This is a genomic window from Cupriavidus sp. 05L310 (genome assembly GCF_056398185.1).
In genome coordinates, this window is sequence record NZ_JBFTOX010000076.1 from 17308 (window position 1) to 39721 (window position 22414).

Annotated in this window: 20 protein-coding genes and 3 pseudogenes; 14 read left to right on the forward strand and 9 right to left on the reverse strand. The window is 59.4% G+C overall.

Annotated elements, in window-relative coordinates:
• Positions 1-14: 14 nt before the first annotated feature.
• The 3 genes from AC1DS6_RS37400 to AC1DS6_RS37410 all read right to left on the reverse strand — a co-directional run bounded on the left by AC1DS6_RS37400 (position 15) and on the right by AC1DS6_RS37410 (position 2565).
• Positions 15-836: a crotonase/enoyl-CoA hydratase family protein gene (locus AC1DS6_RS37400; protein WP_459568959.1), complete on the reverse strand. Its 822-nt coding sequence runs from the start codon at positions 834-836 to the stop codon at positions 15-17.
• A gap of 224 nt (positions 837-1060) precedes the next feature.
• Complete coding sequence (locus AC1DS6_RS37405) at positions 1061-1432, reverse strand: Zn-ribbon domain-containing OB-fold protein (protein WP_477104407.1); 372 nt, start codon at positions 1430-1432, stop codon at positions 1061-1063.
• A complete protein-coding gene (locus AC1DS6_RS37410) occupies positions 1429-2565 on the reverse strand; it encodes a thiolase family protein (protein WP_459568961.1) in 1137 nt (378 codons plus the stop codon). Before AC1DS6_RS37410 ends, AC1DS6_RS37405 begins: the two co-directional genes overlap by 4 nt.
• 201 nt (positions 2566-2766) lie before the next feature.
• Here AC1DS6_RS37410 and AC1DS6_RS37415 point away from each other — a divergent pair, with 201 nt between their 5' ends.
• A complete protein-coding gene (locus AC1DS6_RS37415; RefSeq protein ID WP_459568962.1) occupies positions 2767-3522 on the forward strand; it encodes a TetR/AcrR family transcriptional regulator in 756 nt (251 codons plus the stop codon).
• Between the two features lie 4 nt (positions 3523-3526).
• Here the strand turns inward: AC1DS6_RS37415 and AC1DS6_RS37420 are convergent, their stop codons facing one another.
• Positions 3527-3883, reverse strand: coding sequence for a MaoC family dehydratase (locus AC1DS6_RS37420; RefSeq protein WP_459568963.1), 357 nt, complete (start codon positions 3881-3883; stop codon positions 3527-3529).
• A 14-nt stretch (positions 3884-3897) separates the two neighbouring features.
• Positions 3898-4359, reverse strand: coding sequence for a hypothetical protein (locus tag AC1DS6_RS37425; RefSeq protein WP_459568964.1), 462 nt, complete (start codon positions 4357-4359; stop codon positions 3898-3900).
• Between the two features lie 150 nt (positions 4360-4509).
• On the opposite strand from AC1DS6_RS37425, the gene AC1DS6_RS37430 reads away from it, so the two are divergent.
• Genes AC1DS6_RS37430 through AC1DS6_RS37455 form a run of 6 tightly spaced genes read left to right on the forward strand, consistent with a single transcriptional unit; the run spans position 4510 to position 10446 of the window.
• On the forward strand, positions 4510-5541 hold the full coding sequence (locus tag AC1DS6_RS37430) for a cyclase family protein (protein WP_459568965.1): 1032 nt from the start codon (positions 4510-4512) through the stop codon (positions 5539-5541).
• Positions 5542-5589: 48 nt separating this feature from the next.
• Positions 5590-6900 (forward strand): flavin-containing monooxygenase, encoded by a 1311-nt coding sequence (locus AC1DS6_RS37435; RefSeq protein WP_477104408.1) that lies wholly within the window; start codon positions 5590-5592, stop codon positions 6898-6900.
• A gap of 44 nt (positions 6901-6944) precedes the next feature.
• Positions 6945-8063 carry a Re/Si-specific NAD(P)(+) transhydrogenase subunit alpha gene (locus AC1DS6_RS37440; protein WP_477104418.1) on the forward strand — a complete coding sequence of 373 codons (1119 nt, stop codon included), beginning with the start codon at positions 6945-6947 and terminating at the stop codon, positions 8061-8063.
• Positions 8064-8078: 15 nt separating this feature from the next.
• Complete coding sequence (locus tag AC1DS6_RS37445; RefSeq protein ID WP_459568967.1) at positions 8079-8402, forward strand: NAD(P) transhydrogenase subunit alpha part 2; 324 nt, start codon at positions 8079-8081, stop codon at positions 8400-8402.
• A complete protein-coding gene (locus AC1DS6_RS37450; protein WP_477104409.1) occupies positions 8399-9820 on the forward strand; it encodes an NAD(P)(+) transhydrogenase (Re/Si-specific) subunit beta in 1422 nt (473 codons plus the stop codon). Before AC1DS6_RS37445 ends, AC1DS6_RS37450 begins: the two co-directional genes overlap by 4 nt.
• The gene (locus AC1DS6_RS37455; protein ID WP_459568969.1) at positions 9817-10446 is read left to right on the forward strand and encodes a TetR/AcrR family transcriptional regulator; all 630 of its coding nucleotides are present in this window, start codon (positions 9817-9819) and stop codon (positions 10444-10446) included. Before AC1DS6_RS37450 ends, AC1DS6_RS37455 begins: the two co-directional genes overlap by 4 nt.
• 85 nt (positions 10447-10531) lie before the next feature.
• Here the strand turns inward: AC1DS6_RS37455 and AC1DS6_RS37460 are convergent, their stop codons facing one another.
• The 4 genes from AC1DS6_RS37460 to AC1DS6_RS37475 form a co-directional block, all read right to left on the reverse strand.
• Positions 10532-11332: a TIGR03084 family metal-binding protein gene (locus AC1DS6_RS37460; protein WP_477104410.1), complete on the reverse strand. Its 801-nt coding sequence runs from the start codon at positions 11330-11332 to the stop codon at positions 10532-10534.
• Positions 11333-11371: 39 nt separating this feature from the next.
• On the reverse strand, positions 11372-12604 hold the full coding sequence (locus AC1DS6_RS37465) for a CaiB/BaiF CoA transferase family protein (protein ID WP_477104411.1): 1233 nt from the start codon (positions 12602-12604) through the stop codon (positions 11372-11374).
• Between the two features lie 17 nt (positions 12605-12621).
• Positions 12622-13650 (reverse strand): Bug family tripartite tricarboxylate transporter substrate binding protein, encoded by a 1029-nt coding sequence (locus AC1DS6_RS37470; RefSeq protein ID WP_477104412.1) that lies wholly within the window; start codon positions 13648-13650, stop codon positions 12622-12624.
• A 469-nt stretch (positions 13651-14119) separates the two neighbouring features.
• Positions 14120-15214, reverse strand: coding sequence for an IS4 family transposase (locus AC1DS6_RS37475; RefSeq protein ID WP_477104413.1), 1095 nt, complete (start codon positions 15212-15214; stop codon positions 14120-14122).
• A 3-nt stretch (positions 15215-15217) separates the two neighbouring features.
• Here AC1DS6_RS37475 and tnpA point away from each other — a divergent pair, with 3 nt between their 5' ends.
• The 7 genes and pseudogenes from tnpA to AC1DS6_RS37510 all read left to right on the forward strand — a co-directional run.
• Positions 15218-15691: an IS66-like element accessory protein TnpA gene (gene tnpA / locus AC1DS6_RS37480; protein WP_477104414.1), complete on the forward strand. Its 474-nt coding sequence runs from the start codon at positions 15218-15220 to the stop codon at positions 15689-15691.
• Positions 15691-16044, forward strand: coding sequence for an IS66 family insertion sequence element accessory protein TnpB (gene tnpB / locus AC1DS6_RS37485; RefSeq protein ID WP_477104415.1), 354 nt, complete (start codon positions 15691-15693; stop codon positions 16042-16044). The genes tnpA and tnpB overlap by 1 nt, the downstream gene beginning before the upstream one ends.
• Before the next feature lie 138 nt (positions 16045-16182).
• Positions 16183-16800 (forward strand): annotated as a pseudogene (locus AC1DS6_RS37490) (transposase); the annotation flags it as partial.
• Between the two features lie 177 nt (positions 16801-16977).
• A complete protein-coding gene (locus AC1DS6_RS37495; protein WP_477104416.1) occupies positions 16978-18108 on the forward strand; it encodes an IS110 family RNA-guided transposase in 1131 nt (376 codons plus the stop codon).
• Between the two features lie 368 nt (positions 18109-18476).
• Positions 18477-19607, forward strand: a complete 1131-nt coding sequence (locus tag AC1DS6_RS37500; protein WP_477104417.1) for an IS110 family RNA-guided transposase — start codon at positions 18477-18479, stop codon at positions 19605-19607.
• A gap of 286 nt (positions 19608-19893) precedes the next feature.
• Positions 19894-20895: pseudogene (gene tnpC, locus AC1DS6_RS37505) on the forward strand (IS66 family transposase); the annotation flags it as partial.
• A 179-nt stretch (positions 20896-21074) separates the two neighbouring features.
• Positions 21075-22414 (forward strand): annotated as a pseudogene (locus tag AC1DS6_RS37510) (xanthine dehydrogenase family protein molybdopterin-binding subunit); the annotation flags it as partial.

Below are 22414 nucleotides of genomic sequence, written 5' to 3' on the forward strand. Positions count from 1 at the left end.
CGATGGAAAGTCACTCAATGACCCGTGAACACGGGAGGGCGACGCTCAATAAATGACTGTCGCCCCTCTGCAGCATCCTCGCTCGAGGACAATCGCTTCTGCACATCCAGTATTTCTGCCACGGCCGCCAGCGGCCCTTCCTCGATCGATTTTCGTACGTTCAACCGAGTGGCGACAACCGCAAGCGGCGCTTGCTGCGCGATGCGCCGGGCAAGCGCCAGCCCTTCAGCAAACTGCTCCCCCGCAGGCACAACCTTCTGCACAAAGTTGAAACGAAGGGCGTCAACACTATTGAACTCAGTCCCTGTAAGGAGAAGATAGAGAGCATTACCCGATCCGCATCGCTGTGCCATGCGCATCGTGGCGCCACCTGCGGCCATGATTCCGCGGCCCACCTCCATTTGGGTGAAGCGGCAATTATCGGCGGCGACGACCATATCTGCTGCGAGCATCAGCTCTACTCCCACGGTAAAGCAGATGCCTTGGACGGACGCAACAACGGGCTTGGTCCGACGCCGGTAGCCAGGCAAGCCGAGGTCGTGCGCTTCCACGAGATTCTGATCACGCGGTACCGGCCGTTCCCCTCGCTTCTGGTACTCGGCGAGCGCGGGAAGATCCATGCCCCCGGTGAAGTGCTCGCCGACAGCATAGAGTAGACCGACTCGGAGGTCGGGATCGTCGTCGAGCCGCGTGTAGGCTTCGGCCAGCTGCCTAAGCATCACGGGTGTGATGCCATTGCGCTTCGAGGGACGGTTAATCCCGATCAGCAGAATGCCATCGACTACTTCGGTGTCGATACAGCCTTCGGCGGGCGGAGTGGTATTGCTTGGTGTCATAGGGTGTCTCCTCGATGACAGTGAGAATAGGTAAAGGCTAAACAGGCGGCCTGCGAAAGAGTGTCATTCGGCAGTAGGGCCTTGTGAAGGTACTTCAGACGACGAAATGGCGCTTAGGACCATAGACTACTCAGCACGGGGCGATGCTTTGAGTTGCGTGGAATCGCCGAGTCTTGCCGGTCGGCGAATCGATTCTGTCGAGCCAAAGCGCCAATCAATCCTCTTCAGTCTCGTGCATTCGGTGCAATGAAATAGGGTGTAAGCCTTCCGCCGAACTGGCGAAAGGTCACTCGTGCCATGTCTCCAACTTGCAGCGAAGAGTCTCCGTGCGCCATCATTCGGAATCCCTCCTCCGCGTCGAGCAGCATGATCGCGTAAGGGCCCAACTCGGCGAGCTCTGGCGACGGTGCCCTCGTCACGGTCGTGGCGGCATACACTCTCGCATGACCACTTGCTTGCAGCCGGCTCGGTCGCTTGTCGCCGCAATTTGGACAAAAGGAGCGTTCGAAATACCAGGTGTGTCGGCAGCTTTCACAAAGCTGATATGCGATGCCGGGCTCGCCAGTAGACCAATCGGCAATAGCTACGGTGCTCAATGGACTCTCTCCAGGAATGCCGTGACATGCGACGACAGAACACCGCCGTCGCAGTGTATGAGCGCGAGCGAGGCGTCGCGGACCTGGCGATTAGCAGCGCGCTCAGTCATTTGCTGATGTGCTTCGACCAGATGCGCGATCGCTCCGCCGACGCCGCAATGGCCGTAGCTCAGGAGTCCTCCATGCGTGTTAAGGGGCAAGTTGCCATTGATATCGAAATCCCCATTGCGGGCGCGCTCGGCGGAGCCACCACGAGGCGCCAAGCCGAGTTCCTCGAGCAATATGGCTAGCGTGATGGTGAAGCTGTCGTAGATTGCCGCGTATCGGGCATCGGCGGCGAGAACGCCTGTGCGCGCGCTTGCTTGTTCAAGCGATGCAGCAGCGCCGAACATTGTCAGATCATGGGCGGCAGTGACATGCTGGTGGGTATGGGCTTGGCCGCAACCCAATACGCGAACGCCGAACGCAGAGGTACGTTCGCGACTAACGACAAATGCTGCAGCGCCGTCTGAGACAGGACAACAATCCAACAGCTTCAGGGGAGACGCGATGCTGCGCGAGTTCAGCACGTCATCAATGGCGATTGGCTCTCGGCGATGAGCACCGGTATGCAATTTGGCATTGCGGCGCATCGCGACAGCTAGCTCAGCTAGGTCTTCCTCCCGTAACCCAAATCGATGCATGTATCGAGAGGCAACGAGGGCATAGTAGGCAGGAATAGTTGCGCCGAATGGTAATTCGTAACGCGGATGTCCAACCTGTGCCAGATTGCGTAGCGCCTCATCTGGGCTTTGGCCACTAAGCCTGTTCTCTCCTGCGACCACAAGCACATGGTTGCACAATCCGCCATTTACAAGCTCGTGGGCGAGCATCAGCATTGCGAGACCGGTGGCACCACCCACTTGCATACCGTGCGCGTAGCTCGGCGATAGGCCAAAATGCTCCGCGAACACGGTGCTCAGCATGAGATGGGGCATAGTGGTGGAGTAGCCACAAAGCAATCCATCCACCTGCGATCTAACAAGCTGAGCATCAATCAGCGCAAGTTCTGCAGCGTCCGCCATCAGCGCAAGCGTGTCCTGCCCTGACAGCCGGCCAAATGAGGTCAATCCGACACCTGTGATCCAACTCACTGGCACACCTCGGCAATTGCGGTAGAATCAGAGATCATACTGGTAGGTAGATATATGAACCGTCGTCGGATGGATCGCGCCATGACGCCGAGTCGATGACGTCGTTCGTCAAAATCTGGTACTGCACGGTTCTATAGTCTACTATCCAGTATGAATAAGTCAAGGTAGTTAGCAGCGACTGATCAGAACTTAGGAAAAGACATGACCACTCAGAAGAAGAACTCGCCGGGATCTCGCGCCGGAGCATCTCAGGCGCGACCGGCTCGCAAGCAGACAGGGCGGCGCAAGCCGATACCTGGCGATAGCGAGGAAAGGGCGGTCGTTCCCACGAGTATTGACGCGGAGCCATCCCTCCAGGATGAGCTTCGCAATCTGAAGATCGAGCGCATCCTGCAGGCGGCTGCCAAGTTATTCATGGAGCATGGATTTGTTGGCACGACCATGGATGCGATTGCCGAACAACTGAAGATGACCAAGCCGTTCATCTATCAGTACTTTGACAACAAGCACGCGGTACTTGCCGCCATCTGCGATCGAGAACTGCGGGAGTCGTTATCGATGCTGAATGGCTCGACGATGAGCGGGGGTGCACCGGTCGAGCGCTTGAAAGATTTCATCCGCACGGCGATGCGTCGCAATATCGTCAACCGAGGCCTATGGACGCTTATGGCCGCTGAGGAGAAGCATCTTCCGAAGGAGATGCTGGTCGACATTCGCGGATTAGAGATGGAGTTCCATAAGCGATTGAGTGCCATCATTGAAGACGGCGCCGCACAGGGGGTGTTCCTTACAGATCAGCCGCAACTCGCTTCTCGTGCGGTCATGGGGATGACGCAATGGGTCCGACGCTGGTACCGAACCAACGTCGATCCAGCGCCGGAGGTAGTGGTGGAACAGTTCTGCGAATTTGCGCTCCGTATGCTGGGTACCCCAGCGGAGTACACTCATGCTGGGTGACGACCTATCTGGCTTGTCGAGCGACTCCGGCGATCACCGTTTGTCCGTGATCATTGCGCACCCACACCTCTAGTGAGTCTGCATCAATCATGCTGCCGCCGGCGGTAACGCGGTCTCCAAGGCGTACGGGCAGCTGAAATCTGATGTCCAAAATCCAACTCTCCGGGCGCGTGGAGGGAACCTGTGCCAGCGCCTGCCATAGCACGCCTAACGACAGAGTGCCGTGAGCGATCTGTCCTTTCATTTGCGATGCAGCTGCAAACGCTGCGTCCAAATGGATGGGATTGAAGTCGTCGGTTAGATGCGCGTACGCTAAAACGGCTTCAGGGGTGATGTGCAGCGAGAGGGGTTCTAGTTTCATCGTATAAGTCCTAGTTAGCGTGCCCACAGGGCCTTGTGGACGCCTTCGAAGAGCGTGCGATCGGCCGCACCGCGGCACTTCATTTCTAGGTCAACCCAGAGCCTTCCATTACGTGCCTCCTTCGCTCCGCAGTGCACGGATGTCAACACTCGCTCGCCCACGCGTGGCAGCGCATGAATCGTAAAGCGTTGGGCTGCGTGGATCCCGCCAGGGGGGCGAACTGGCATCGTCGCCATGAACGCACGGATGGAAATCACCGACAGAAAGCCTGCTGGTACGTCTCGTGTTGGAAGCGGCGCGCCATAGAGTTTGCACCATGCCTCAACCAGTTCAGGCGTCAGGGCCAATTCATGGGTGCCATAGCAGCGGCCTGGCCTCAAGGCGGTGAACTCCAGTGCACTTGCGGCCTCATCGTTCGCGTGGCCCCCCTGGGTGCCGTGCGGATGAGCGTCGGGAAAGAAAAACTCGATCGTCATGCTGCCTCCTATCTGATGTCATCATACTATCAAGTAGATAACACAACTGCAAAGAATAAATATCTTGCATTCAAGTAGATCGTTGGGCATACTCCTCAGTAGCTTGACCGACACAGAGGCGCCTGTCGTGTGCCACGGAGGAGAACGATCATGACCAAAAGCCGCTGGGAACGGCGCCCCGATGGATCCAACTGGGGAGACTTCGGCGTTGACGATCAGTTGGGGCGCCTGAACCTGCTGACGCCTGAGAGAACCCGGGCGGCAGTTGCCGAGGTGCGAGAGGGCAAGAGCTTTTGCCTAAGCCTTCCCCTCGATCTACCCGGGGGCAATATCCTGAACCCGAATCGCCACCCGCCGCAGTTAAGCCCTACCCGCAGGCATGGGCGACTCGGTCTGAATTTCCGCCTGGCCGATGTCGATCCTCTGAGGACGGATGTGCTGAGCGATGACGTCGCGATCCTGCACCTCCAATACTCTACCCAGTGGGATGGGCTTGCGCATGTCGGAGCTATGTTCGATGTACTCGACGACGGCGTGCCGCGCCCTGTCTATTACAACGGCTTCGCAGCGGGCGAGGACATTGTTCTGATCGATGGATGCGACGAGTCGCAGGTGGAGTCGCGCGCTTTAGCGCTCGGCATTGAGCATATGGCGGCTAAGGGCGTTCAAGGTCGCGGCGTGATGATTGATCTGCTCGCAAACTTCGGCGCGGGGAGACGACTCATTGGTCTGTCTGATCTCGAGTATGTGCTTGCCAAAGATGGTGTGACGGTCGAAGAGGGGGACATCGTATGCCTGCATACCGGTTTCGCGGACGCTGTTCTAGGCATGCAAGGTAGCCCCGACATTGCAGTACTAGAGCAGACCGGCTGTGTACTTGATGGGCGGGACTCGGGTCTATTGCAATGGATCACGGACTCCGGCGTTGCCGCCATTGTTGCCGACAACTACGCGGTCGAAGCCTATCCCGCGCGTGGCTTGGGTGATGTCTGTTGCTCGGCGCTACCGCTTCACGAGCATTGCCTATTCAAGCAGGGGATTCATCTTGGTGAGTTGTGGCACTTAGGTCCGCTTGCCAATCATCTGCGCCGGCAAGGGCATTCTCGATTTCTGCTGACAGCGCCACCGCTTCGACTGCCTGGCGCAATTGCTTCCCCGGTTACCCCTATCGCCACTGTTTGAGCGCGATGCAGTTTTGAACGATTACCCTATTCCAAGAAAGGTATTGCGATGAATGATATTTCGGCTCTTCCGGTTTGCATCATCGGGGCAGGATCTTCCGGTGTAACTACGGCAAAGGCGCTCCTCGAGCGCGGTGTGGCATTCGATTGCTATGAGATCGGATCCGACATCGGTGGGATGTGGCGCTATCAAAACGATAACGGGATGTCGTCCGCATACCGCAGCCTGCACATTGATACCAGCCGACGCAACCTTGGTTACTCCGACTATCCGATCCCAGACCACTATCCGGACTTTCTCTCTCACTTTGAAGTGATCAAGTATCTGTCGGACTATGCGGATCATTTTAAGGTTCGACCTCACGTGCGCTTCAACACAAAAGTCGAGAGCGTAAGTCAGGATGCCGACGGAGCGTGGAGAGTCACACTCCACGACCGCGAATCGAAGCGATATCGCGCGGTGATCGTCGCGAATGGTCATCTTTGGGATCCGCGGTGGGCGCGCTTCAATGGCGAGTTTCAGGGCGAGAGCTTGCATGCGCATGATTACAAAACGCCAGAGCCTTTTCTTGGAAAGAACGTGCTTGTGGTGGGCATCGGAAACTCGGCGGTGGACATCGCGGTCGATGTCTGCAAGCTTGCGAAGAACACTTATATCTCGACTCGTCGCAGTGCATGGATCATGCCGAAGTACATCATGGGGCTGCCGAGCGATCGATGGTCGTCCTTCCTAGGCTCAAAGCTGAAACTGCCTACGCGCATGGTCCGAACCACCATGAAGCATCTGATGTACCTCGCCGTGGGCGATCAATCCCGCTTCGGCGTTCCGCGGCCGAAGCATGCAATCTGGCGCGAGCACGCGACGCTTAGCCAGGAACTGTTGCCCTATGTGGGCCACGGTTGGATCAAAGTGAAGTCGAATGTGAAGGAACTGATCGGCGAAAAGGTGTGCTTTGAGGATGGTAGTGCCGCAGAGGTCGATACCATCATCTACGCAACCGGCTACAAGACAACCTTTCCCTTTATCGACCAACGCGTCTTTAAAGTGGACGACGGCAAGGCAGATCTTTATCGACGTATGGCGGTTCCTCACGCACCAGGGCTTTACTTTGCGGGACTGGTGCAACCGATCGGGCCGACGATCCCACTAGTCGAGATCCAAGGGCAGTGGCTTGCGCGTGTACTTGCAGGCCATGTCAAACTTCCTACCCGTGGTGTCATGTATCAGGAGATCATGCAGCACAAGCGCGCACTCGAAAAGCGTTACGTGGGGTCCGCGCGCTACACGCTCGAGGTTGATTTCAAAGAGTACGCTGCACAGATGCGCTCCGATATGAGCAGCGGACGGGCGAGGGTGTGATGGTCGCGGTCACTAAAACAAGCTCCTCTTATGTCGATGCACCATTGGTCATCGGTGTGCCGCGTGAAACGGCTTCCGGAGAACTCCGAGTGGCTGCGACTCCGGAAACCGTAAAAGCGCTGGTGGCACAAGGGTACGTCGTCCGTGTCCAAACAGGGGCGGGCACTGCGGCAAGTGCACTAGATTCGGCCTACGAGGCCGCTGGTGCAAGTGTCACGGATGCCACGAACGCTTTTGATGCGCAATTGGTGTTGAAAGTAAGAGCTCCGTCCGCCGGCGAGCTGTCAATCATGCGGCCGGGAGCGGCTCTGGTGGGAATGTTAAACCCTTTTGACAGTGAAGGCCTTGCTCGCATGGCTGCCGCTGGTTTGACCGCATTCGCGCTTGAAGCAGCGCCGCGCACTACGCGCGCACAACCCATGGATGTCCTTTCGTCGCAAGCGAATATCGCTGGTTACAAAGCCGTGATGCTCGCGGCGAGCAACTACCAGCGTCTGTTTCCTATGCTAATGACCGCAGCGGGAACGATCAAAGCCGCACGTGTTGTGATTCTTGGCGTCGGCGTCGCGGGACTGCAGGCAATAGCAACGGCAAAGCGGCTGGGAGCCGTGATCGAAGCCTCCGATGTACGGCCTTCAGTCAAGGAACAGGTGGAGTCGCTAGGCGCAAAGTTTATCGATATCCCCTACGAGAGTGCTGAGGAAAGGGAGGCTGCCGAAGGGGTCGGGGGCTACGCGCGCGCGATGCCACAATCGTGGCTCGATAGGCAAAAGATCGAAGTGGGCCGGCGCGTGGCAATGGCCGATATCGTCATCACGACAGCCTTGATCCCAGGCCGCGCCGCGCCGACACTGATCACCGAGGACATGGTCCAGTCGATGAAGCAAGGATCGGTCATCGTCGATCTTGGCGCGCCCGCGGGGGGGAACTGTCCCCTTACGGTGCCAGGCCAGACAATCGTCAGACATGGGGTCACGTTGATCGGCGAGACCAACCTCCCATCCTTGGTCGCGGCAGACAGTTCCGCGCTCTACGCGCGAAACGTACTGCAGTTCTTGAAACTAATACTGCCGACCGGTGTTTCCGCCGTACAAGTCCCGCACGATGATGACATCGTCGAGGCTTGCTTGATGACACATGGCGGCGAGATCAAGCGCCGCTGACCGGAGTTCCAAAACATGCATACCGTCTCACCTACTCTTATCAATCTCATTATTTTCGTGCTCGCCGTGTATGTGGGCTATCACGTCGTGTGGACCGTCACACCGGCGCTGCACACGCCCTTGATGGCCGTCACCAATGCGATCTCTGCGATCGTCATCGTCGGTGCGATGCTTGCGGCGGGTCTCACGGAAAGCGGCGCCGCGAGAGCGGCTGGCGTGCTGGCCGTCGCTTTGGCGGCAGTCAACGTGTTCGGAGGGTTCCTTGTAACACGCCGAATGCTCGAGATGTTCAAGAAGAAGGGCAAGGCTGCGGCCAGCATCGAACGAGGTGCGGCATGAGCATGAACGTCGTCACGCTACTGTACCTCGTCGCGAGTGTCTGCTTCATCCAGGCACTGAAAGGCCTGAGTCATCCGTCTACGTCAATTCGTGGTAACAGCTTTGGTATGGTGGGCATGGCAATCGCCGTGCTGACCACAGCGGCATTGATCGTGACGCTGGCTGGCTCGCCCCTCGGCCTCTCGTGGGTCATGTTGGGCCTGATTGTCGGAGGAAGCGCAGGCGTCTATCTCGCGCGTCGGGTGGAGATGACCAAGATGCCAGAGCTTGTAGCTTTCATGCATAGCTTGATCGGCATGGCCGCAGTGCTGATAGCCTTTTCCGCAGTCACGGAGCCTGCGGCCTTCGGCCTGGTTGATGAGGGTAATGGGATCCCTCCCGGCAATCGCCTGGAACTGGCGTTGGGCAGTTTTATTGGGGCCGTAACTTTCGCCGGATCGATCATCGCATTTGGAAAGCTATCTGGCAGATATCGATTCCGGCTGTTCCAAGGGGCGCCAGTAATGTTCACTGGTCAGCACGCGCTTAACCTCACATTAGGTCTGGCATGCGCGTATCTTGCAGTCGAGTTTTGGAGTAGCCAGAGCGTGATGGCGTTCGCGGTCCTCACAATGATCGGCCTCCTGCTCGGCGTGCTGCTAATCATTCCGATCGGAGGCGCGGACATGCCCGTCGTGGTGTCGATGCTGAACAGCTACTCGGGATGGGCCGCTGCTGGAATTGGATTCAGCTTGAACAACAGTATGCTTATTATCTCGGGCAGCTTGGTTGGCAGTTCGGGAGCGATTCTGAGCTACATCATGTGTAAAGCGATGAACCGAGCATTCCTGAATGTCATTCTGGGAGGGTTCGGGAGCGACGCCAGCTCTGGCGAGCAATCGACAACGACGCAGCGCACCGTGAAAAGTGGTAGCGCCGACGATGCTGCATTCATCCTGGGAAACTCGGAAACGGTGATCATCGTGCCCGGATATGGGTTGGCCGTTGCTCGCGCTCAGCACGCGACGAAGGAGCTTGCGGCAAAGCTTACGGAAAAGGGAGTCTCCGTGCGCTATGCGATCCACCCCGTTGCCGGACGTATGCCCGGTCATATGAACGTGCTGCTGGCCGAGGCAGAGGTTCCGTACGATCAGGTCTTCGAGATGGAGGACATCAACAACGACTTCGGACTGGCGGACGTGGCCATCATCGTTGGTGCAAATGACGTCGTCAATCCGGCGGCCCTGCAAAAGGGAAGTCCAATTTTTGGCATGCCGATTCTTGACGCTTATAAGGCGAAGACGGTGATTGTCAATAAGCGCTCCATGGCAACTGGGTATGCAGGCCTGGATAACGAACTTTTTTACATGGACAAGACGATGATGGTCTTCGGCGATGCCAAGAAGTTCGTTGAGGACATGGTCAAGGCAGTCGAATGAAAGACGCATTCTCGACCTCCTCCGAGAGCCGGATGCATCTACTTCGGGCTGCCGCGGAGTGTTTTATGGAGCGCGGTTTCCATGCAACCAGCATTGATGATGTGGCGCGACGGATACGGGCGACCAAGGGCCTCGTGTACTACCACTTCCTCTCAAAGATGGACTTGTTCTTCGAGGTCTATCGGGTCGGAATGGCGGCGTTAACTGAGGCCGTGGCGGCTGCCCGCAAGACAGAACATGCCGGGTTGCCTGCAGTGACAGCCATGCTCGAGGCTCATGCATTGACAATGTTTGAGTATCACGCTTTCGAGCATGTCGTCGCGCAGGGCGTACAGTTACATCGATTCAGTGCGATGACATCGGTGCAGCGGATGACCTTTGATGAATTGGTTGCGAGTCGCGATCGTTTGGAGCAGATGTACAGAACGGAGGTTGCGGCTGCACAAGCAGATGGTTCGGTGTCAGGTGACACCGAACCATCGATTGCCGTGAAAACAATTCTCGGAGGGATTCAGTGGTCCGTGATCTGGTGGCGACCCGAGGCAGATCAGGGATTAGAGGCGCGGCTTGTCCTTGCTCGGCAAATGGTTCGGACGTTGATCCGAGGCCTTGAGGTGCGACGCTAGTCTGAGTGACCTGCGCCTGAGCGTGAGTTCGGCACGAGAGTCAGCCCCGGGTGCACAGAATGCAATCCGGGGCATCTTCCTATTCTCAGACTCCGCGTCGGCGTGAGCCGGGCGCCGGAGGATTCGAGGGCGCGCCGGCAAAGCATTGGGCGATTTGCATCCATTGACGGGCAATCTCACCTTCTACGCGCAGCGACGTGTCGGCCAGGTTGCGGACCTGAGTGACGACTTGGCTGAATTCCGACGCGTCACCCTCAATCATGTCTGTGGTGTTGTACGCGTTCCATTCCCAGATGGCGCCCGATGGCGCTGTAAGGCGAACTCGCGGCGGTGCATCGGGGGCCGGTAAGCCGCGATTGACATAGGCCCACTTGAACGTTTTTACGCCCAGCGTGGCAATCGGCTTCAGCCGATCTGTCGCCGCTCGTTGAAGATTCAAAGTGTCATAGATTTCTTGGCTGTGCGCCCAATTTTCCATCTGGCGCGCTGCCGCAAAGGATGGGACAGTCATCGGCGGACCAGCCCATGGAAGCTTTTCTTCTGGAGTCCGCATACTTAATCGACGGCTCATTTCGTGTGCCTGTTCGATCCAAACCTCATAAAGCCCTCTCCCGAAAAGTCCTGGGAAGCGATGTCGCGATTCCTCGATCGGGGTGGCACCGGCATTGCGGTGTCTCATCATGTCCTCGCGCAACGTGCGGAAGGCTTCCTCGGACGTCGTCGACGCGATTCCCATGTAGTCGCTGGCATACAGATGCAGAACAACGTCGTTGATTGTCCAACTCTTGAAGGCGGTGACACGTTCCCAATCCGTGGAAGCCAACGAGGATAGGAGACTGGAAAGCTCCTCGACTTCCTCATTCAAGCATTCGATCTCATAAAGCACAACTGCTCCTTGTGGGGTTAAATCTGGTGGGACGCTGGCTTAGCCATTCCGCTTCTCTATCGAATCAATCGGACTGCCGCGCACGGCGCCAGAAGCGATTAGCGCGTCGATTTCGTCTTGGCGGTACCCGGCTTCGCGCAGTACGGCGCAGGTGTGGGCGCCAATATGGCCGGATGGGGGCCTACCGGCTGGCTCTGGGCGCCCATCGACGAGAATGGTCGAGCGCAGCATTCGTACACGGCCTTCGTCGGGATGATCTTGAGGGGGCTCCACGAGGCCAACCGCGCGGAGGTGTGGATCATCGAGCAAAGAGTCCAGGGTGTGACATGGCATGCAGGGGATGTCGTACTCTCCCAGGATCTGCAGCCATTCGCTCGTTGTACGCTGTTTGAGCGAGTCAGTGCGGATGGAGAACCAATCATCAACGTGGCGGAAGCGAGCGGTGGCCGTGGCGAAGCGAGGATCATCGAGTAAATCTTCGCGTCCGAGAGCACGAAGCAGTGAGCGCGCCTGTGCGTCAGTGTTGGCAGTAAGGCTGATCCAGCCATCGGCTGTTGCCATGGGCTGATTGTGTGGGCTCAGGATGCGTCGATCACCAATCGGCCCAAGTGGGGGATCAAAGCTTGCCGGTCCTAGATGCTCCTGCAGGACCATTGCGGCAAGGGTCTCGAACATCGGTACTTCGATGGTAGCCCCTTCACCCGTACGACCCTGGTGACAAAGAGCGGCAAGAATGGCGCCCGCGGTGATCTCGCCAACCACATGGTCCGCCATCATCAGAGGGACGTAGGAGGGCTTTCCGTCGCGCGCCGCGAAGACCGCCGCAACGCCACTTGCACCTTGTACGACACTATCGTAGGCGGCGCGACCGCGGTAAGGTCCCGGACCGAAGCCCGTAATAACACAATGCACGAGGCGAGGGTGCAGCGCACGCGCGGAAGCTGCATCTAGCCCCAAGCGGGCTAGCGCGTCTGGCCTGAGATTGGAGACGAAAACGTCGCTCGTCTCGAGCAGACGCTCCATGATCGCAGCAGTGTCGGGATGTTTTAGATCAAGCGCGACGGCACGCTTATTCTGATTCAGGTGCAGGTAAGTTCCAGCATGACGGCCACTGGGGGAGGGACCGCCCAGTGTGCGTAAGAGATCGCCTTCAGGCGCTTCGATCTTTGTCACGTTGGCCCCGTACTCGGCGAGTCGTACGGTGCAGGCGGGGCCAACGATGACAGAAGTCAGGTCCAAGACGCGGATTCCATCCAGCAGTTTTGATGTCACGGTTCTCTCCCTGGAAGTCACTGAGGCTGGATTCCTGCGTCCCGCACCTTGATGCGCCAGACCTCGAGTTGTTGCTTCATATACGCCGCGAGCTCTGTCGGAGTGGCTGGTGCCGGCTCCGCGCCTGCGGCCGCCAGCTTTTCAGCGGTGCCTTTGCGACCGAGCAGTGAAGTGATCCGCGTGTTCAGGGCTTGCACGATGGGGGTTGGCATCCCGGCTGGTCCCATGATGCCCAGCCAACTAGGTAGGTCGAAATCAATCGACAATGACTCAGAAACCGTGGGAAGTGCGGGGGCCAAGGTACTGCGTTTGGAAGTGATTACAGCTAGTGGTCGAACTCGATTACTAGCAATGAGTGAGGAGGCGGAGCCGAGATCGCCAATCATGAATGCGATATGCCCACCAATGAGGTCAGTCATAGCTGCAGGCGTGCTCTTGTAGGGTACGGCGCCTGCTTCGAAATGCCCGAGGTTGGCGAGTGTCGACGCAGCTACTTGCCCAGTGGCATTTGCGTAGCCATACGAAATATTGGTGCGTTTTGCATACGTGACCAACTCCCGAACATTTTTCACGGGAAGCTCCGCACTGACGAGTACGATGAACGGCATGAAGCTCAGGCGTGCGACCGGGGTGAAGTCCTTAATGGGGTCGTATGGCAGCTTCTTAAAAATGAAGGGGTTGATCGAGCTCGCAGTGTTCGTTGTCAGGAGCAACGTGTAGCCATCCGGAGTCGCCTTCGCAACATACTCCGCAGCTAGGATCCCCGATGCGCCTGGCCTGTTGTCCACAATGAAGGGTTGGTTGAAGGCGGCCTGGAGATCTTCCGAGACTAACCGGGCGTGCTGATCGCTGGCACTACCCGGCCCGAACTGGACCACGATTCGAACTGGTTTGCGAGGCCACGGGTCGCTCGCAAAGGCGGGCTGTGGCCAGCGCGCTAGCGCAAGGGCCGCCGCCAACGTGCCGCCCCTCTGCAGCAATACCCTGCGCGACGGTCGCTCGAGGTCTGGGCCCGTGTCGCCGAGCAGGCTAGAAAGCACTTTCATTACTTGTCTCCGTTGATAGGTCGCCCTGGCCGCGAACCGGTATGTGCTGGTGGCGGCTGTTCAATCCTTGTTGCTCGATTTATACTAGCAAGGATATTGTACTACTTACAAGTATAAGTTCTACTCAAGGGAAGAAATCCCTGCATGAGAAGGCGCGGATGCCTCGCTATGTGCCGGGGCGCCTTCCTGAAACTGAGAGACCCCCATAGTGTGAATGAGTCGCAGGCGCGTTTGAAGTTAGATCTGCCTCACCTTTAACGTCGACCACGCCGCAGCTCGATTGCACGAGCGATTTCGATTAGTCGAGGTCCTACGTGTTCGCAGAGTCAACTGAGAAATCTGTTGCGGCCCAGGCGGCACTAAGAGCACTAAGTGCCATGATCGGTAGCCCACGGCCAAGGTTGAGCTGCACAGTGACGGTATTGACGTCCTTGACCGGGTTGCCGATGCAATCCACCCTAGTTAAGCCTCAACAGGCCTTATAGGCGGCATGTCGATGAGGCTTATGACGAGGCGGTCGAGGCTTGGCGCGATCCGGTCGCACGCGATGGATACGTGTTGCGATCAAGGTCAAGGTTTCATTCAGAGCAGCCTTGGCCCATCGCAGGCCGAGCAGCACCGCAGGCAGGACACGTTTGAGGGCAGTGATGGCGTAGGTCCGGTTGATCCGATGGTCCGAGTCAATGTCATGTTCCTGCGCGGCGGTGAGGCAGCACAGGGCGTGTAGGTTGTCGCAGAGGATTTTGGCACCGAAGTCCTGCCTGGCGGCCAACTGTGAGAGGCCGGACAGGTGTTCGAGTGCCATGCGGTGTTTGAGACGTTTAAACGCCTCCTCCAGGCGCCAGCGCTGGTGATAGAGATCGCGGAAGGTGGCAGCCGGATAGCGGTGCATGTCGAGCAGATTGGTGATGAGCACGCGCACCTTACCGGCTGGCGAGATCTGCCGGATCAGCCGGACGGTTTGTGGGGTAGCCGCACATTCATAGTCGCGCGCGTCATTGCGGGCTGGAGCCGGGAGCGTGACGATGGCCTCGTCGCGGCCGGAGCGGACGAAGTGTCGCACGGCGGTAAAGCCGCTGCCGTCGGCGCGCATGCAGAAAGGGATTTTTCGTTCGTTGAGCACGGCCACCAGCCAGCGGGCGGGGTAGTCGCGGTCGAGCAAGAGCAAGTCGTCGGATTGCAGGCGATCCAGATGCTCGAACAGGATCTGGCGTTCGTTCTCGTGCACGCTATGCAGTGAGGCGGCGAGCGTGATCTCGGCACCGGGCAGGTACAGGCCGAAGGCGAGTTGATCGCGGGTGGCGGCTCGCGGGAGATGGCTGTGGCGGATGGCGAAACGCAGGTGTGAGGCGTCCGCGGCGACCAGCCGAAAGCCATGCCAGCGCGGCAAATGGTTGGACACTTGCTGAAGCAGCCAGTCATTGAGGTGAGCAAAGACATCGCCGCTGAGTTTGCTGCGAGCCTGAGCGAAGGCTTGTTCACTGTAAGCGCGATTTTCTCCGCACGTAGCGTTGACGCCCCGAAAGGCGCAGGATTGTGCCCGCGATTTTTTTCGTGGGCACAATTCATGGACGATAGCGATTTTGACTTCCTGCCGCTGCGAGTGACCAATGTCGGCGCCAACGGGAAACGCAGCTACGACAGGCAGGGCAAGCGAAGATTGATCGAGGCTTGCCTTGAACCCGGCGTATCGGTTGCCAGCATGGCGATCCGAGCCCAGGTGAACACGAACCAATTGTGGCGCTGGGTCAAGCAGTACAAAGCAGAAAGACAAGGTGGTATTGACATGGATAGCGCCGTCGAAGGCGCGCCATCGGCCTTCGTTCCGGTAGTGGAGGTTCGCGGCGTACCTCCTCAAGCCCAGCGGTCACGGCCGGCATCGCCGGAATCGACTTCTGTTCCCGTGCCGCAATCTTCATCTTCGCCACAATTGGCACGCCTGTCGGCACGGCTGCCAAACGGCGTAACCATCGAGCTCGAATGCACACCGAAAGATGGGCCGCTCGTGAAGGCGATGATCGCGGCGCTGGGGGACACCTGATGTTCCGCCTCGACGCTGACCTGCGGGTCTATCTGCACCGCGAGCCTATCGACTTCCGGGCCGGCCTGAACAGTCTGGTGACGCTGGTCGAGCAGTCGATGCAACTCGATCCGTTCGCCCGGGCCGTCTTCGCGTTCCATAACCGCGGCCGCAATCGGGTCAAGCTTCTGCTCTATGACCGCTCTGGATTCTGGCTCCTGATGAAGCGTTTGGAAGCAGACCACTTCGCCTGGCCACGCCGCGAGCAGGCGGTGATGGAACTCACGACCGAGCAACTGCACTGGTTGCTTGAAGGTATCGACATCGAAGCCGTTCGCCGACACCCTTCGCGGCGCTACCGGCACGCGAGCTGAGTCAGCGTGAGAGAGGCCAGGGTGCGGGCTCTGGCCATAGGCTTCGCGAGGCGGCTGCTCGCCAGGGCATTGGCCGATACCATTGTTTTGGATTCGACGTAAACCTGTTGGCGATGCGATTGCACTATCGTGAATCGCATGCCTGCACATGACCTCACCCCTGATCTGCCGCCTGACGTCCAGGCCTATATCCGCGAACTCGAGAAGAAAAATCTGGATCTCGAGTCGCTAGCCCAGCAACTCTCGCAGCGTATCGAGCAGCTCGAAGAGCAGTTCCGCCTCGCGCAGCTCAAGCGCTACGCGCCGAGCAGCGAGAAGCTCAAGGATCGGGTGTTTGACGAAGCCGAGCAGATCGCCGCGACAGAACCTGCTGGCAACGATCCCGATGACGCGTTCACGCTGCCCGATACGGGACTTCCGGAAGTCAATGAGTCTGCACACCGCAAACGGGGACGCAAGCCGCTGCCGGCGTCGTTGCCGCGCCAGCGCATCGAGTACGACCTGCCCGAGGAACAGAAAATCTGTCCATGCTGCCAGAGCCCGCTGCATCGCATGGGCGAGGAGACGAGCGAGCAGTTGCACATCGAGGTAAAGGTCTCGGTGTTGCAGCACGTACGGTTCAAATACGCGTGCCGCCATTGCGAGCGCAACGCGGAGCGCACGCTGATCGTGGTCGCGTCGATGCCAGTACAACCGCTGCCAGGTAGCAACGCGAGTCCGGCGATGATCGCGACGGTGACGACCGGCAAGGCAGTATGACTTTCCGTGAGGCATAGGCTGGCCTGCCGTGGGAGTAAACGCGGGTTAGTCAGTATGACTCCCCTGGGGCAAGGGCTGGCCCGCCGTGAGGAATCAAACGCGGGTTAGCATGTCTGCCAGAGCCGCATGGTGTGGACAGGGCCACACCCGGCGATTTCCAGCACGGAGGCCAGCATGGAACACGATAGCACGCTGTATGTGGGTCTTGACGTCCATAAGGACTCGATCACGGTCGCCTATGCACTCGGCGCGGGCGAGGTCGAACTGCTTGGCAAGATCGGTACGTCGCAGGCCGATATCGATCGCCTGTGCAAGCGCCTGCAGTCCAAAGCACGCCGGATCCGCATCGTCTACGAGGCGGGCCCATGCGGATATGGCCTTTACCGGCAGCTTGCAGGGAAGGGATTCGAATGCATGGTGTGCGCGCCGTCGCTGATCCCGAAGAAACCCGGCGAGCGCGTCAAGACCGATCGGCGCGATGCGGTCAAGCTGGTGCGATCGCTGCGCGCCGGCGACCTCTCGGCCGTGTACGTGCCCGGCGTCGAAGACGAAGCATTCCGGGATCTGTCACGCGCCTGGGTCAGCGGCAAGGACGATCTGAAGCGCGCCCGGCAACGGCTGAAGGCCTTTCTGCTCTCGCATGGGGTCCGCTACAGCGGCAGAGCTGACTGGGGACCAGCGCACCGGCGCTGGATAAGCGAATTTGCGTTCGATAGCGCGTGGCAGCAACTTGCCTTTGACGAATATCGACGTGCTATCGAGGACCGGCTCGCGCAATGCAGCCGTCTCGAAGCGGCCCTGCGCGAGGCAGTGGTCAACTGGCGCTTCTACCCGGCCGTACTGGGCTTGCAGGCCATGCGCGGCGTGCAGTTCACCACGGCGATAGGCATCCTCGCCGAGTTGGGCGATCTCTCGCGCTTTGTCCATCCGCGCCAACTGATGGCCTGGCTCGGTGTGACGCCCGCCGAACACTCGTCGGGCGAAAAACGGCGCCAGGGCAGCATCACCAAGACCGGCAACAGCTATGCCAGAAAGCTGCTGATCGAGGCCGCCTGGAGTTACCGGCACCCGGCACGTGTGAGCCCCGAGATCCAGCGCCGGCACGAAGGCATCCCAAAGGCCATCGTTGACCGTTCCTGGGACGCCCAGGTTCGACTATGCCGGCGCTATCGGAAACTGGCCGCACGCGGCAAGACCCCGAACATTGCGGTGGTTGCGGTGGCCCGCGAACTGAGCGGGTTCATCTGGGACATCAGCCAGCTCGCCATGTCGCTTGCCGTCCCGAACGCGGCCCAGACAACGTAACCCAGCGCTTTAGGTACCACCAACCTATCTGACCCTACTGTGGAGCCAGTTTCCTGAAGGCGGCGTAGCCCGGCACACGAGCAACCCGCGACGATGCTAGGCAACGGATTTCATCCGACTTGCGGCGTTAGATAGCGGCAGGCTCATTGGGCGGACCTCTGTAATGTGGTAACCAACCCGCGGATATCAGCGTGATCCACCGTCGAGACTTACTGCTACGTCGCCCTCAGGAAATTGGGGAACAACATGCAACTGTGAAACTGAATCAAACCAATCCCGATTGACACGGGGAGTCATATCAGCATTACTGCCATAGCCGCACGGTGTGGACAGGGCCACACCCGGTGATTTCCCGCACGGAGGCCAGCATGGAACACGATAGCACGATGTACGTCGGTCTGGATGTTCACAAGGAGTCGATCACGATCGCCTACGCGATCGGCATGGTTGACGTAGAACTACTGGGCAAGATTGGTACCGCGAAGGGCGATATCGATCGCCTATGCAGGCGGCTGCAGTCGAAAGGGCGACGCGTGCATATCGTCTACGAAGCGGGTCCGTGCGGTTACGGGCTTTACAGGCAACTGGTAGAAAAAGGGTTCGACTGCATGGTCTGTGCGCCGTCGCTGATTCCGAGGAAGCCTGGTGAGCGTGTCAAGACAGATCGACGCGATGCCATCAAGCTGGTACGCGCGTTACGTGCAGGTGACCTGTCGGCAGTGTACGTGCCCGGTGTCGAAGACGAGGCGTTCAGGGATCTGGCCCGTGCGTGGGCCGCCGCTAAAGACGACCTGAAGCAGGCACGGCAGCGGCTAAAATCGTTCCTGCTGCTGCACGGTGTGCGCTATACCGGCAGCGCCAACTGGGGGCCGGCTCATCGACGCTGGCTGAGCACCCACTCATTCGCCAACGAGTGGCAGCAACTCGCGTTTGAAGAACATCGGCGCGCGATCGAAGATCGGCTGGCGCAATGCAACCGTCTCGAGGCAGCTTTGCGTGAGGCCGTAGTCAACTGGCGCTTCTATCCGGCCGTACTAGGCCTGCAGGCCATGCGTGGCGTGCAGTTCACCACCGCAGTGGGCATGCTCGCCGAGGTGGGCGATCTCTCGCGCTTCGACCATCCACGTCAGTTGATGGCCTGGCTCGGCGTGACGCCTTCCGAACACTCCTCAGGTGACAAACGGCGCCAGGGCAGCATCACCAAGACAGGCAACAGCTATGCACGAAAGCTGCTCATCGAGGCCGCCTGGAGTTACCGCCACATCGCACGGATCAGTCGGACGATCCAGTGCCGTCACGACGGCATCCCGAAGGCCATCATTGACCGCGCCTGGGATGCACAGGTTCGACTGTGCCAGCGATATCGCAAGCTGGCTGCGCGCGGCAAGAACGCGAACATCGCGGTGGTCGCCGTTGCCCGCGAGCTGGCGGGGTTCATCTGGGACATCGCCCAGCTCGCCATGTCGCTCTCTATACCGCGAGAGGCGCCAGCAATGTAAAACAGCACTACGTCAACCACAGCCCTACAACCACAGGAGGAGTTTCCTGAAGGCGGCGTAGCCCGGTACCGGAGTAACCCGCGTACGTACTTCGTGACGGCAGAGTACAGGCCGATTCGCGCGGTAAGAAAGCGGCAGGCTCACGAGACGGACATCTGTAATGCGGTAGCCAACCCGCGGATATCAGTGTGATCCACCGTCGAGAATTACTGCTACGCCGCCCTCAGGAAATTCAAAGTCAATGTAGAACTGAAAACCGATCGCAGTTGACAGGGAAAGTCATATCAGGCACGTGGATGGCACGCCGCTATACCGGATGGAAGACGCGCTGGCCCGTGCGTGCATTCCGGCGGGCCGCGGCACGCTGGCGAACTGGATCATCAGGCCTGCCGAACTGCACTACAGCCGGTTGTACGAGGCGATGCGCCAGACGCTGCTGTCGCAGCCGCTGATCCACGGCGACGAGACGACGGTGCAAGTGCTCAAGGAAGAAGGCAAGACCGCGCAGAGCAAGAGTTACATGTGGCTCTACAGAAGCGCACAGGACTGCGAACAGCCGGTGGTGCTGTTCGACTACCAGCCGGGGCGTGGTCAGCAATATCCGCAGGCGTTTCTCGCCGGCTACGAAGGCATGCTGATGACCGACGGCTACAGCGCCTGGCGCACGCTCAAAGGCGTCACGCACTTCGGGTGTCTTGCCCATTCGCGACGACTGTTCGTCGACGCGCACAAGGGCCAGAAGAAGCCCGGCGGTCGCGCACAGCAAGCGCTCGAGTACTTCAAGGCGCTGTATCAGGTCGAGACACTTGCTCGCAGAGAACTGCCAGAGGGCGAGACACGGGCCGGCTACACCTACCGGCTGCGGCAGGAACACAGCGTACCGCTGCTGGAGGCGCTCAGGAAATGGCTGGACGAACTGGCACCGCAGGTTCTGCCCGAAAGCCTGCTGGGCAAGGCGATCAGCTACACGCGCAATCAGTGGGAATACCTCAGCCGCTATGTTATCGACGGGCGTGCGCCCCTCGATAACAACGTGATAGAGCGAGACGTGAGACCCTTTGCAACCGCGAGAAAGGCATGGCTCTTTGCAGACACGGTTGCCGGTGCGAAGGCGAGTGCGATGATCTACAGCCTGATGCTCACGTGCCGCGCCTGCAACGTCGAGCCGTACGCGTATCTACGTCACGTTCTCACCGAGCTGCCGCAGCGTGCGGCGGACGCCGACATCAGCGACCTGCTGCCGTTCAACTACGCCAGACAGCAGAGCGCAATGACGAACCCCGGTTGATGACATGACAGGGCGCCGGCACTGCCCCGGCGCGCGATTCCTGGTACCTCCATCGGACATTGCCGATCCTGCTCGAGGGTCGCAATACGGCCGAGCCCGCCTGTTCGCCGAGAACGACTCTCAATACAGTGTGCTCAATTGCGCGGTTACTGTTCACTGATGCACCGGCACAAAGTGTTCTGGCCGACGAGCTCGACGTGGACTGGAAAAACGTGCGGTCAATGCTGGCCCCGGCCGGCGATGCTTACCGCGATCCGGGCTTCGGTATTCAGATGACAGGCGGCTCTACCGCGCTGATGCATTCGTTTACGCAGTATCGCGAGCTCGGCGCGCGCGCTCGGGCGATGCTCGTGACTGCGGCGGCCAAACAATGGAATGTGGACCCCGCCAGCTGCGCCGCCGTGGAGGGGGTGGTCACATCGGGTACGCATCGCGCCACCTATGGTGAGCTCGCCAATGCGGCCATGAGTCTGCCGGTGCCGACGACCGTGGTATTGAAGGACCCGTCGCAGTTCCGCCTCATCGGCAAGCCAATGCCGCGCCTAGATGCCGCCTCGAAGCTGCGAGGCGACCCCGTGTTCGGCATCGATACCCGGCTCAAGGACATGGTTGTGGCCGTGGTCGCGCACCCGCCCCGCTTTGGTGGCAAGGTGAAGTCGTTCAACGCGGAAAAGGCGCGCGTGATCAAGGGCGTTGTCGACGTCATGCAGGTGCCCGCGGATCGCGGCGGCTCCGGCGTGGCGGTGGTCGCCAACGGATACTGGGCGGCCAAGCAGGGGCGTGACGTGCTGCAGATCGAATGGGAGGACACGGGCTCGAAGGTCAGCACGCAGGCGCTTTACGAGGAATACAGCAAGCTTGCGATGCAACCGGGCAAGATGGCGGTCCCGCTGGAGAGTGGCGACGTGCAGGCGGTCCTCGCGGGCGCTGCGCGCGTGATCGATGCCGAATATCGGCTGCCGTATCTCGCGCACGCGCCGATGGAACCGCTCAACTGTACCATGCAGGCCGAGATTAGCGGCAATATGGCGACCAGCGTCACGGTCTGGGTTGGCTCGCAATTTCAGACTGTCGATCAGGCGGCGATCGCCCAAACGTTGTCGCTGCCGGTCGAGACGGTGACGCTGAATACGATGATGGCCGGGGGTGGCTTCGGCCGGCGTGCCGTGCCGACGTCGGACTACCTGGTCGAATCGGCAGGCGTACTTCGCGAGTGGATTGCCAGAGGCCATGCCGAACCGCTCAAGGTCATGTGGAGTCGCGAAGACGATATCAAGGGCGGCTACTATCGCCCGCTACATGTCCACCGCGCGCGCATCGGCTTCGACGAAAAGGGGCAGGTCGTAGGTTGGCAGCACGCGATCGTCGGCCAGTCGATCGTCATGGGAACCCCATTCGAGCCGGTTCTCGTGAAGAACGGCGTGGACTCGACCATGACCGAAGGCATCGTCGAGAACGAATACGCTCTGCCGATGCAGGTGACGGCTCATCACCCGAAGGTCGATGTCGCGGTGCTCTG

Excerpts from the sequence above, each read along its gene's own strand:
- tnpB (WP_477104415.1), top strand. The coding sequence starts at position 15,691 with ATGTTCCGCCTCGACGCTGACCTGCGGGTCTATCTGCACCGCGAGCCT.
- AC1DS6_RS37430 (WP_459568965.1), top strand. The coding sequence starts at position 4,510 with ATGACCAAAAGCCGCTGGGAACGGCGCCCCGATGGATCCAACTGGGGA.
- AC1DS6_RS37450 (WP_477104409.1), top strand. The coding sequence starts at position 8,399 with ATGAGCATGAACGTCGTCACGCTACTGTACCTCGTCGCGAGTGTCTGC.
- tnpA (WP_477104414.1), top strand. The coding sequence starts at position 15,218 with ATGGACGATAGCGATTTTGACTTCCTGCCGCTGCGAGTGACCAATGTC.
- AC1DS6_RS37500 (WP_477104417.1), top strand. The coding sequence starts at position 18,477 with ATGGAACACGATAGCACGATGTACGTCGGTCTGGATGTTCACAAGGAG.
- AC1DS6_RS37420 (WP_459568963.1), bottom strand. The coding sequence starts at position 3,883 with ATGAAACTAGAACCCCTCTCGCTGCACATCACCCCTGAAGCCGTTTTA.
- AC1DS6_RS37425 (WP_459568964.1), bottom strand. The coding sequence starts at position 4,359 with ATGACGATCGAGTTTTTCTTTCCCGACGCTCATCCGCACGGCACCCAG.
- AC1DS6_RS37445 (WP_459568967.1), top strand. The coding sequence starts at position 8,079 with ATGCATACCGTCTCACCTACTCTTATCAATCTCATTATTTTCGTGCTC.
- AC1DS6_RS37470 (WP_477104412.1), bottom strand. The coding sequence starts at position 13,650 with ATGAAAGTGCTTTCTAGCCTGCTCGGCGACACGGGCCCAGACCTCGAG.
- AC1DS6_RS37495 (WP_477104416.1), top strand. The coding sequence starts at position 16,978 with ATGGAACACGATAGCACGCTGTATGTGGGTCTTGACGTCCATAAGGAC.
- AC1DS6_RS37455 (WP_459568969.1), top strand. The coding sequence starts at position 9,817 with ATGAAAGACGCATTCTCGACCTCCTCCGAGAGCCGGATGCATCTACTT.
- AC1DS6_RS37435 (WP_477104408.1), top strand. The coding sequence starts at position 5,590 with ATGAATGATATTTCGGCTCTTCCGGTTTGCATCATCGGGGCAGGATCT.
- AC1DS6_RS37415 (WP_459568962.1), top strand. The coding sequence starts at position 2,767 with ATGACCACTCAGAAGAAGAACTCGCCGGGATCTCGCGCCGGAGCATCT.
- AC1DS6_RS37400 (WP_459568959.1), bottom strand. The coding sequence starts at position 836 with ATGACACCAAGCAATACCACTCCGCCCGCCGAAGGCTGTATCGACACC.